The sequence below is a fragment of the Bradyrhizobium sp. Kon58 genome, from assembly GCF_055807455.1.
Genome location: NZ_JBVVOT010000254.1, coordinates 1 through 333, shown reverse-complemented (window position 1 = coordinate 333; position 333 = coordinate 1). Strand labels below are relative to the sequence as shown.

Sequence of the window (333 nt, the reverse complement as noted above, 5' to 3'; positions counted from 1 at the left end):
CCTGGGCAGCCTGTTGTCGTTGCAGTGGGGCATGCGGATCGAGGCGCAGGATTTCCAGGACGCTGAAGAGGACCATTGGCACATCACACAATTGACTAACAGAGCGGAAAAATTGATGGGAGGCCATGGCTATCTGCTTGGCGCGACCCACACGCTGTCTTATCTCTCGATGATGATTTACAGCCTGTATGGCAAGACTACCCGTCATCACGGCCTGCCACGGCGCAGATAAGGCCACCGCCGCACTTAGCAAGGCAATGACCACAACCCCCAACACGGCTAAAAGAAGGGTGGCGCGCAACACTTTCTGTTTTGACCAGAGGTTCACTGACC

Annotated in this window: 1 protein-coding gene; it reads left to right on the top strand. The window is 55.6% G+C overall.

What is annotated here, in order from left to right:
• The coding region (locus tag AC0L20_RS40355; RefSeq protein ID WP_473295725.1) for a hypothetical protein at positions 1–232 on the top strand (232 nt) is incomplete at its 5' end.
• Between the last annotated feature and the right edge of the window lie 101 nt (positions 233–333).